Here is a 10,932-nt window from a genome sequence, read left to right on the forward strand (position 1 = left end):
TCGGCGCCACAGCAAGTTCAAGCGTTGCACTCGACGATCTTGCGGTTGCCCGGCCCTGCCAGCGTGCGCAGGCTGCGCTCGGTGGCGGCGCTGAACTTCCGGCTCAATACCGTGTCGACGAAGCGCCAGTCGCAACGTACCTGCTCGTGGCTGGCGGTGACGATCATGTAGCCACGCTTGCTGGTCTGGGCGTAGTACAGCGGCTCGATCAGGTCGACCATCATGCTGGCCACGTCGTCCGGATCGCGGTCGGGATAGGCGCCCTCCATGCCCGGGGAGGACACCGAGGCGGTGGCGAACTCCACGCCCACCTGGCGCCCTGCCGCGTCGTGCAGATCGCTGGCCCAGGCGTTGTGGGTGTCGCCGGCCAGCACCACCAGATTCTTGCGATGCCTCTGCATCATGGCGAACACCTGCTCGCGGTCGTGCTGATAACCGTCCCAGGAATCCAGATAGCAGGGCAAGGCCGAGCCGGCCAGCCACGACTTCTGCTCCGCGTTGATCGCGCCGGGGTCTTTGCTGGCGCGCTGCTTTAGCGCGCTGTACTCTGTGCAGTTGCACTCGCCCAGCGCCACGGCGGTGGGATACTCCATCCGCGCCATCAACACCTGCTGCCCCAGCATCTGCCAGCGCGCGCGCGAGGCCTGCACCTGGCCGTCGAGCCAGCGCATCTGCTGCGCGCCCATCATCTGGCGGCGCGGCGAGCACACGTCCTGCTTGTATTTCTCCGCGTCGAACTCCTCGTCCTCGTCGTAGTAGGACGACATCATCAACTGCTGGTCGCGGCCGATCAAGCGGGTGTCGAGCATGTGCAGCGACAGCACGCCGCCGAAGTCGAAGGAGCGATAGATGCGGTCCGGCCGGTCCGGCTCAGGCGCGCGAATCGGCAGCCACTCGTGATAGGCCTGCACCGCCGCCGCCCGGCGCAGCGAGAAGGGACCGAAGCGTGTGCTCTTGTGGTCGCCCGAGCCGTCGCGCCAGGTGTCGTCGGCGAACTCGTGGTCGTCCCACACCACGATGAACGGCAGCGCCGCGTGCAGCGCCTGCAAATCCGGGTCGCTGCGGTACTGCGCGTAGCGGCGGCGATAGTCGTCCAATTGCAGCAGCAGGCCGCGCGGTTCGGACACGCGGCCCAGGGCGGCGGCGTTGGCGCAGGCGTAGCCGGTGCTCTCGTACTCGTAGATGTAGTCGCCGATGTGCAGCGCGGCGTCGATGCCGTCCTGCCGCGCCGCGTCGGCGTAGACATTGAAGTAACCGGCCGGGTAGTTCGAACAGGAGAACACCGCCAGCCGCACTTGGCGCGCCTCCGCCCCCGCCAGCGTCTTGGTGCGGCCGACCGGCGACTTGGCACCGTCGACGGCGAACTGGTAATAGTAGACATGCCCCGGCAGCAGCCCGTCGGCGTCGATCTTCACGGTGAAGTCCTGCCGCGCGCTAGTGGACGTGGCGCCGGAGGCGACCAGCAGCTGCATCGCCGGATCGGTCGCCATCTGCCAGCGCACGGCGATTTCGCCGGCGTCGTCCGGCCGGCGCGGCGTGACGCGGGTCCACAGAATCACCCGGTCGCGCAGCGGGTCGCCGCTGGCCACGCCGTGCAGGAAGGCGGCAGGGCCGGCTTCGCCCAGGCTGCCCGCCGTGCTGCTGCAGGCGTTGATGCCCAGCGCGGTCGCGCCCAGCAGGGCGCCGCCGCAGACCTGGCGCATGAAGTCGCGCCGCTCGGGGTCCGCGTGGGACGGGTTCGACGATGTCAGGTCCATGTGAGCTCCAGCAGCCGTGGCGATGTGAGGCACGTTACGCCTCGGGTGTGACGCCAGCGTGACGCCGGCGGCACGGCTGTGGCGGCGCCGACACGGCGGATTTTTTTGTGTGACAATCGAAGCCATCGTGCCGCGCGCACCGCCTGGGCCTGTGATCCAACATGACTCGTTCCCGCACCAAGACTTACCTTCCCTGGGTGGTCGCCACCGCCCTGTTCATGGAGCAGCTCGACTCCACCATCGTCAACACGGCCATTCCCAGCATGGCCGCCAGCCTGCAGGTGACGCCGCTGAGCCTGAAGGCGGTGGTCACCAGCTATATCCTCAGCCTGGCGGTGTCGATCCCGGTCAGCGGCTGGATGGCCGACCGCTACGGCACCCGGCGCGTCTTCATGACCGCGGTGGCCATCTTCACCTTCGCCTCGGTGCTGTGCGGCTTGTCGGTGAACTCGCCGATGCTGGTTGCGGCCCGCCTGCTGCAGGGCTTCGGCGCGGCGATGATGATGCCGGTCGGGCGCATCACCATCATCCGCACCTTCCCCAAGGCCGAGCTGCTGTCGGCGATGAACTTCGTGATCATTCCGGCGCTGATCGGCCCCCTGCTCGGGCCGACGGTGGGCGGCTTGATCGTGCATTGGATGTCCTGGCGCGAGATCTTCTTCGTCAACGTGCCGGTCGGCTTGGCGGCGATCTATCTGGCGCACCGCTTCATGCCCGACTACATCGGCGAGGAACAGCGCCCGCTCGACCTAATCGGCCTGGTGCTGTTCGGCACCGGCATCGCGCTGCTGTCGTGGTTGTTGGAGATCTTCGGTGAGCACAAGATCGATCTGACCTCGGCGGCGGTGCTGCTGCTGATCGCCTGCAGCCTGCTGGCGGCCTATGTCTGGCACGCCAAGGACGCGCCGCATCCGCTGCTGCGGCTGGTATTGTTCCGCATCCGCACTTTCCGTGTGTCGGTCAGCGGCGGCTTCCTGACACGGCTCGGTGTCGGCGGCCTGCCCTTCCTGCTGCCCTTGCTGTATCAATTGGGCCTGGGACTGCCGGCCTGGCAATCGGGCTTGTTGATGATGCCATCGGCGGCGGCGGCGATGGGGATGAAGTTCATTGCCTCCCGCTTGCTGGGCAAGTTCGGTTATCGTCAGGTATTGATCGTCAACACGGTGCTGATCGGGCTGACCATCGGGCTGTATTCCTTCGTGCAGCAGGGCACGCCCATCTATGCGATCGTGATGATCAGTCTGTGCCTGGGCTTCTTCAATTCGCTGCAGTTTTCCAGCATGAACAGCATCGCCTATGCCGACGTCGACAAGGCCGACTCCAGCATGGCCAGCACCATCGCCAGCTCGATGCAGCAGCTTTCGATGAGCTTCGGCCTGGCCTGCGGATCCTTGATCACCGGCTGGTATTTGGCCGATCTTCCGCAATCGAACCGAGTGGCGTTAACGGGTGCCCTGCACCACGCGTTCTTGACCTTGGCGGTAATGACCATCCTGTCCTCGTTGACGTTCTGGACCCTGCGCAAGGAGGACGGCGAAAGCATCAGCAAAGGGGTGGCCGCCTAAGCGGCAAAGCGATGGACGAAAAAAAACCCCACCGGATCACCGGATGGGGTTTTTTAGAATAACTAGCCTGACGATAACCTACTTTCACACTGGTTGCAGCACTATCATCGGCGCAGAGTTGTTTCACGGTCCTGTTCGGGATGGGAAGGGGTGGTACCAACTTGCTATGGTCATCAGGCATTGACTTGTACGAGCGTTCGCTCCCGATTGGGCAGCGAAACTCTAAAATTGGGAAGAAGTATCGGTAAAGAATGGGGTAATGAACGATGTATCAACAACTCAGGCGACACGTAGTTCTTATTCTTACAACCTGCTAAGGTTATAGGGACAAGCCGTACGGGCAATTAGTACTGGTTAGCTTAATGCATTACTGCACTTCCACACCCAGCCTATCAACGTCCTGGTCTCGAACGACCCTTCAAAGAGCTCAAGGCTCTGGGAAATCTCATCTCAAGGCAAGTTTCCCGCTTAGATGCTTTCAGCGGTTATCTCTTCCAGACTTAGCTACCCGGCAATGCCACTGGCGTGACAACCGGTACACCAGAGGTCTGTCCACTCCGGTCCTCTCGTACTAGGAGCAGCCCCCTTCAAATTTCCAACGCCCACGGCAGATAGGGACCAAACTGTCTCACGACGTTTTAAACCCAGCTCACGTACCACTTTAAATGGCGAACAGCCATACCCTTGGGACCGGCTACAGCCCCAGGATGTGATGAGCCGACATCGAGGTGCCAAACTCCCCCGTCGATATGAACTCTTGGGAGGAATCAGCCTGTTATCCCCAGAGTACCTTTTATCCGTTGAGCGATGGCCCTTCCATACAGAACCACCGGATCACTATGTCCTACTTTCGTACCTGCTCGACTTGTCAGTCTCGCAGTTAAGCACGCTTATGCCATTGCACTATCAACACGATGTCCGACCGTATCTAGCGTACCTTCGAACTCCTCCGTTACACTTTAGGAGGAGACCGCCCCAGTCAAACTGCCTACCATGCACTGTCCCCGATCCGGATAACGGACCAAGGTTAGAACCTCAAACAAACCAGGGTGGTATTTCAAGGTTGGCTCCACGAAGACTGGCGTCCCCGCTTCAAAGCCTCCCACCTATCCTACACAGATTGGTTCAAAGTCCAATGCAAAGCTACAGTAAAGGTTCATGGGGTCTTTCCGTCTAGCCGCGGGTAGATTGCATCATCACAAACATTTCAACTTCGCTGAGTCTCGGGAGGAGACAGTGTGGCCATCGTTACGCCATTCGTGCAGGTCGGAACTTACCCGACAAGGAATTTCGCTACCTTAGGACCGTTATAGTTACGGCCGCCGTTTACTGGGACTTCAATCAAGAGCTTGCACCCCATCATTTAATCTTCCAGCACCGGGCAGGCGTCACACCCTATACGTCCACTTTCGTGTTTGCAGAGTGCTGTGTTTTTATTAAACAGTCGCAGCCACCAGTTTATTGCAACCCGTTCATCCTTCCACAGTAAAGTGGTCAAACTACAAGGGCGTACCTTTTCCCGAAGTTACGGTACCAATTTGCCGAGTTCCTTCTCCCGAGTTCTCTCAAGCGCCTTAGAATACTCATCTCGCCCACCTGTGTCGGTTTGCGGTACGGTCTCGTATGACTGAAGCTTAGAGGCTTTTCTTGGAACCACTTCCGATTGCTTCACGAATAAATTCGCTCGTCCCAGTCCCTTGAATTCCGCGCCCGGATTTGCCTAAGCGCCTTCTATGAACCAGAAACTGCCTATTCCAACAGGCAGACAACCTTCCGCGATCCGTCCCCCCATCGCATCATACGACGGTGCAGGAATATTAACCTGCTTCCCATCAGCTACGCATCTCTGCCTCGCCTTAGGGGCCGACTCACCCTGCTCCGATGAACGTTGAACAGGAAACCTTGGGCTTACGGCGTGGGGGCTTTTCACCCCCATTATCGCTACTCATGTCAGCATTCGCACTTCTGATACCTCCAGCATCCTTTACAAGACACCTTCGCAGGCTTACAGAACGCTCTCCTACCATATGCTTGCGCATATCCGCAGCTTCGGTGACTGGCTTAGCCCCGTTACATCTTCCGCGCAGGACGACTCGATCAGTGAGCTATTACGCTTTCTTTAAATGATGGCTGCTTCTAAGCCAACATCCTGACTGTTTTAGCCTTCCCACTTCGTTTTCCACTTAGCCAATCTTTGGCGACCTTAGCTGGCGGTCTGGGTTGTTTCCCTCTTGACGCCGGACGTTAGCACCCGACGTCTGTCTCCCAAGCTCGCACTCATCGGTATTCGGAGTTTGCAATGGTTTGGTAAGTCGCGATGACCCCCTAGCCATAACAGTGCTCTACCCCCGATGGTGATACTTGAGGCACTACCTAAATAGTTTTCGGAGAGAACCAGCTATTTCCAAGTTTGTTTAGCCTTTCACCCCTACCCACAGCTCATCCCCTAATTTTTCAACATTAGTGGGTTCGGACCTCCAGTGCGTGTTACCGCACCTTCATCCTGGCCATGAGTAGATCACTTGGTTTCGGGTCTACACCCAGCGACTGAACGCCCTATTCGGACTCGATTTCTCTACGGCTTCCCTATATGGTTAACCTTGCCACTGAATGTAAGTCGCTGACCCATTATACAAAAGGTACGCAGTCACGGAACAAGTCCGCTCCTACTGTTTGTATGCACACGGTTTCAGGATCTATTTCACTCCCCTTCCGGGGTTCTTTTCGCCTTTCCCTCACGGTACTGGTTCACTATCGGTCGATTACGAGTATTTAGCCTTGGAGGATGGTCCCCCCATATTCAGACAGGATTTCTCGTGTCCCGCCCTACTTGTCGCACGCTTAGTTCCACACATCGCATTTCGAATACGGGACTATCACCCGCTACGGTTCCTATTTCCAGAGGATTCTTCTATGCGTCATGCTAAAACGTGCAGGCTCATCCCATTTCGCTCGCCACTACTTTGGGAATCTCGGTTGATTTCTTTTCCTGCAGCTACTTAGATGTTTCAGTTCGCCGCGTTCGCTTTGCATACCTATGTATTCAGTATGCAATGACCTAAAAGGCCGGGTTTCCCCATTCGGAAATCTGCGGATCAAAGCGTGTTTGCTCGCTCCCCGCAGCTTATCGCAAGCTACTACGTCCTTCATCGCCTGTAATCGCCAAGGCATCCACCATGTGCACTTATTCGCTTGTCCCTATAACGTTAGCCCCTGCGACTAAACAAGGAGCGTTTATAGGAATAAGAAACTACATGTTGCTATGTTTGTTGATACATACAATCATTACCCATCACATCAACCTTCCGATCGATGCGATTAATAAATAATCTTTACTTTTACTTCTTCCAAATTTTTAAAGAACGAAACAGCATTTAATCTCTAAAAGACCAAACCTAAATCCGACGCCCGTTTGGCGCGACTTACGTTTGAACTTTTGGTGGAGGATGACGGGATCGAACCGACGACCCCCTGCTTGCAAAGCAGGTGCTCTCCCAGCTGAGCTAATCCCCCCGGGGTAATACTGGTAGGGCTGGTTGGACTCGAACCAACGACCCCCGCGTTATCAACACGGTGCTCTAACCAGCTGAGCTACAGCCCCAAATGCTGTTCTTCTTAATTGACAGTCGATAAGTGTGAATGCTTGATGATGTGAACCATTGCTGATTCTGTGCATACTCTAGAAAGGAGGTGATCCAGCCGCACCTTCCGATACGGCTACCTTGTTACGACTTCACCCCAGTCACGAATCCTACCGTGGTAAGCGCCCTCCTTGCGGTTAAGCTACCTACTTCTGGTAAAACCCGCTCCCATGGTGTGACGGGCGGTGTGTACAAGACCCGGGAACGTATTCACCGCGACATGCTGATCCGCGATTACTAGCGATTCCAACTTCATGCAGTCGAGTTGCAGACTACAATCCGGACTACGATACACTTTCTGCGATTAGCTCCCCCTCGCGGGTTGGCGGCGCTCTGTATGTACCATTGTATGACGTGTGAAGCCCTACCCATAAGGGCCATGAGGACTTGACGTCATCCCCACCTTCCTCCGGTTTGTCACCGGCAGTCTCATTAGAGTGCCCTTTCGTAGCAACTAATGACAAGGGTTGCGCTCGTTGCGGGACTTAACCCAACATCTCACGACACGAGCTGACGACAGCCATGCAGCACCTGTGTACTGGTTCTCTTTCGAGCACTCCCCAATCTCTCAGGGATTCCAGCCATGTCAAGGGTAGGTAAGGTTTTTCGCGTTGCATCGAATTAATCCACATCATCCACCGCTTGTGCGGGCCCCGTCAATTCCTTTGAGTTTTAATCTTGCGACCGTACTCCCCAGGCGGTCTACTTCACGCGTTAGCTGCGTTACCAAGTCAATTAAGACCCGACAACTAGTAGACATCGTTTAGGGCGTGGACTACCAGGGTATCTAATCCTGTTTGCTCCCCACGCTTTCGTGCATGAGCGTCAGTCTTGACCCAGGGGGCTGCCTTCGCCATCGGTGTTCCTCCACATATCTACGCATTTCACTGCTACACGTGGAATTCTACCCCCCTCTGCCAAACTCTAGCCTTGCAGTCTCCATCGCCATTCCCAGGTTGAGCCCGGGGATTTCACGACAGACTTACAAAACCGCCTGCGCACGCTTTACGCCCAGTAATTCCGATTAACGCTTGCACCCTACGTATTACCGCGGCTGCTGGCACGTAGTTAGCCGGTGCTTATTCTTCAGGTACCGTCATTAGCAGGCTGTATTAGAACCCACCGTTTCTTCCCTGACAAAAGAGCTTTACAACCCGAAGGCCTTCTTCACTCACGCGGCATTGCTGGATCAGGCTTTCGCCCATTGTCCAAAATTCCCCACTGCTGCCTCCCGTAGGAGTCTGGACCGTGTCTCAGTTCCAGTGTGGCTGGTCGTCCTCTCAGACCAGCTACTGATCGATGCCTTGGTAGGCCTTTACCCCACCAACTAGCTAATCAGATATCGGCCGCTCCAGGAGCATGAGGTCTTGCGATCCCCCACTTTCATCCTTAGATCGTATGCGGTATTAGCGTAACTTTCGCTACGTTATCCCCCACTCCAGGGTACGTTCCGATATATTACTCACCCGTTCGCCACTCGCCGCCAGGTTGCCCCGCGCTGCCGTTCGACTTGCATGTGTAAGGCATGCCGCCAGCGTTCAATCTGAGCCAGGATCAAACTCTTCAGTTTAATCTCTGTTACTTTGACACTTTCGTGTCACCCTTATTGCTAAGGGGTCGCTCACTCAAAATACTGACAGGCCACTTCTTGCGAAGCGTCCTATTTCATTACTTCTTGTGAACATTTGATATTTTAAGTTGGCGACTTCCGAAGAAGCCGCTGCACTTTCATCAAACATCCACACTTATCGACTGTTAATTGTTAAAGAACTTTATTCGGTACTGCCTGCAACCGGGCTTTCAACCCTTGACAAAGCGTTTTGTTTGTCATTTGCGAGAAGGAAGAGTATGCAGCGTTTCGGCCATTTCGTCAACTTCTTTTTCTACCCCGTTCACTCTGCGCTGCGGTCATTTGCGTGCACCGTTCTGCGGGGAGGCGAACTATAGCAAAGGCTGGAGAGAATCGCCAGCCTATTTTGCAGTTACTTGCACTCTGCGGTAAATATTATGCGAACAGCGAGGAAGGACGGGGATCAAGATTGGCATTCACGCAACGATTTAGAAAAATAGTGACAAGAACGACAATCTTACTAATAGCGTCTATGGTCGCCTATGCAAATAGCGATCGATCCAACCTGATTATGTTCGTTCGTCAGAACTTTTCCACTCCTGTTGAGTCAAACCTATCAGGATGGCAGAGCCACTGAGGGGGACGATGATGACGATCAACGGGATTCAGTTTCAGAAGGGGCTGTCGCTGCCTGCGTTCTTGCGCGACTACGGCACCGAGGAGCAATGCGAGGCGGCGTTCATCAAGGCGCGGTGGCCACAGGGATTCATTTGCCCTTGCTGCGGCCATGGCGCCGCTTACGAATTCAAGCGGCGGGAACTGCGCTACTGGCAGTGCGGCGCCTGTCGGCATCAAACCAGCCTGCGTGCCGGAACGGTGATGGAACATGGCCGCCTGCCGTTGACGAAGTGGTACTTGGCGATCTACCTGGTGACGCAGTCGAAGACGAACATCGCCGCGCTGGCCATGATGCGGCAGCTGGGCATCTCCTGGAAGGCCGCCTGGCTGCTCAAGCACAAGCTGATGGAGGTGATGGCCCAGCGCGAGGCCGATCGGCCGCTGCGGGGCGATGTCCGGGTCGATGACGCGTATCTGGGCGGCGAGCGTACCGGTGGCGGCCCAGGACGCGGCTCGTCGAACAAGGTGGCCTTTGTCGCCGCCGTTGAGATGTGCGAAGGGAGGCCGCAGCGCGTGCGCTTCGATCCGGTGGCCGGGTTCTCGTTCAAGGCACTGACGCCCTGGGCGCGCTTGGCTGTGGCGCCGGGAAGCTGCGTCTTGTCCGACGGGCTGCTGGGTTTCGAAGTGCTCGAAAAGCTGGGCTATACGCACAAGGTGGTGCTGGCGCCGCGCGGTAAGGCGGGCACGGAGATCGAACCGTTCAAATGGCTCAACGTCTTGTTGGGGAACCTGAAAACGGCCCTGTCCGGGACGCACCACGCGTTTAAATTCGCGAAGTATGCCCGGCGATACCTCGCCGAGGTCCAGTATCGCTTCAACCGCCGCGCCGACATGGCCGCCATGGTGCCGCGATTGGCGGTCGCGCTGGCACAGACGAGGCCGTGCCCGAAACGGTTGGTGCTGGGAAAGGCTGATGTAAGAACATAATCAGGCGATCCAATGTGCGCTTCGTCCGCGTGTACCAGCCGCAATCCGACTTTCTGGAAGTTGTCTCGGCGGAGGATGCGAAAACCCGCTTTGCACCACTGCATTCGGCACGCCTCTCCTTGTTGCTCACACAAAAGGCGATAGGGAGTGGCGTCGGCGCCCGCACCTCGGGCGAGGAGCTACTCGAAGCCAACCAACTGCTCGAGCCCTTGCGCGTGGCAGTTCGCAAGAATATGAATGCAAACCGCCAACCCTAAGCCAATCGGAACAACCCAGGCAGAAGGAGAACCACTGGAACAGCAATGCCAACCAGCCCAACAATATGTACGGCAGCAATGGCAGCGTACAAAATATTCTGAACAGCTGGGGCGTGGGCAATAGCGCCTACAGGTCCGCCTCATCATGGAGTAGTGTGGTGGCCGACATCAATGCCAACCGCCCGTTCGTCATCCGCTACGGCTGGACCAATGGCGGCGGGCATATCATGGTGGGGCGCGGGCGACATCCAAGACAGCTGGCGCCAATTCGCTGTAGATCTTTAAAAGCGAGAGACGTAAAAAAACCCCACCGGCACCAAACGCGAGCGCGTTCGGACAGATGGGGTTTTTACACTACTATATAACTAGCCTGACGATAACCTACTTTCACACTGGTTGCAGCACTATCATCGGCGCAGAGTTGTTTCACGGTCCTGTTCGGGATGGGAAGGGGTGGTACCAACTTGCTATGGTCATCAGGCATTGACTTGTACGAGCGTTCGCTCCCGACGGGGCAGCGAAACTCTAAAATTGGGA

General features: G+C 56.9%; 4 protein-coding genes, 2 tRNA genes and 4 rRNA genes. 3 read left to right on the forward strand and 7 right to left on the reverse strand.

All coding sequences use genetic code 11. The features are described from left to right. Window positions 1–17 precede the first annotated feature (17 nt). A complete protein-coding gene (locus QC826_RS25335; RefSeq protein WP_279762970.1) occupies window positions 18–1,757 on the reverse strand; it encodes an alkaline phosphatase D family protein in 1,740 nt (579 codons plus the stop codon). Between the two features lie 161 nt (window positions 1,758–1,918). Here QC826_RS25335 and QC826_RS25340 point away from each other — a divergent pair, with 161 nt between their 5' ends. Further along, the gene (locus tag QC826_RS25340; protein WP_279762971.1) at window positions 1,919–3,322 is read left to right on the forward strand and encodes a DHA2 family efflux MFS transporter permease subunit; all 1,404 of its coding nucleotides are present in this window, start codon (window positions 1,919–1,921) and stop codon (window positions 3,320–3,322) included. A gap of 65 nt (window positions 3,323–3,387) precedes the next feature. On the opposite strand, the gene rrf (QC826_RS25345) is transcribed toward QC826_RS25340, so the two are convergent. The 5 genes from rrf (QC826_RS25345) to QC826_RS25365 form a co-directional block, all read right to left on the reverse strand. Next, a 5S ribosomal RNA gene (gene rrf / locus QC826_RS25345) occupies window positions 3,388–3,500 on the reverse strand. A 145-nt stretch (window positions 3,501–3,645) separates the two neighbouring features. Next, window positions 3,646–6,520, reverse strand: a 23S ribosomal RNA gene (locus QC826_RS25350). A 239-nt stretch (window positions 6,521–6,759) separates the two neighbouring features. Further along, a tRNA-Ala gene (locus tag QC826_RS25355) sits at window positions 6,760–6,835 on the reverse strand. Between the two features lie 11 nt (window positions 6,836–6,846). Continuing rightward, window positions 6,847–6,923: transfer RNA gene (locus QC826_RS25360), tRNA-Ile, on the reverse strand. Between the two features lie 82 nt (window positions 6,924–7,005). Next, window positions 7,006–8,533: ribosomal RNA gene (locus QC826_RS25365) — 16S ribosomal RNA — on the reverse strand. Together the 16S, 23S and 5S rRNA genes with 2 tRNA genes alongside form the textbook arrangement of a ribosomal RNA operon. Before the next feature lie 648 nt (window positions 8,534–9,181). Between QC826_RS25365 and QC826_RS25370 the strand changes: the two genes are divergently transcribed. Beyond that, window positions 9,182–10,138 (forward strand): IS1595 family transposase, encoded by a 957-nt coding sequence (locus tag QC826_RS25370; protein WP_279766524.1) that lies wholly within the window; start codon window positions 9,182–9,184, stop codon window positions 10,136–10,138. A 14-nt stretch (window positions 10,139–10,152) separates the two neighbouring features. Continuing rightward, window positions 10,153–10,395 carry a hypothetical protein gene (locus QC826_RS25375; RefSeq protein WP_279762972.1) on the forward strand — a complete coding sequence of 81 codons (243 nt, stop codon included), beginning with the start codon at window positions 10,153–10,155 and terminating at the stop codon, window positions 10,393–10,395. Between the two features lie 368 nt (window positions 10,396–10,763). Here the strand turns inward: QC826_RS25375 and rrf (QC826_RS25380) are convergent. Then, a 5S ribosomal RNA gene (gene rrf, locus QC826_RS25380) occupies window positions 10,764–10,876 on the reverse strand. Window positions 10,877–10,932 lie beyond the last annotated feature (56 nt).

It is taken from the genome of Rugamonas sp. DEMB1, assembly GCF_029834475.1.
Lineage (GTDB): Bacteria > Pseudomonadota > Gammaproteobacteria > Burkholderiales > Burkholderiaceae_D > Rugamonas > Rugamonas rubra.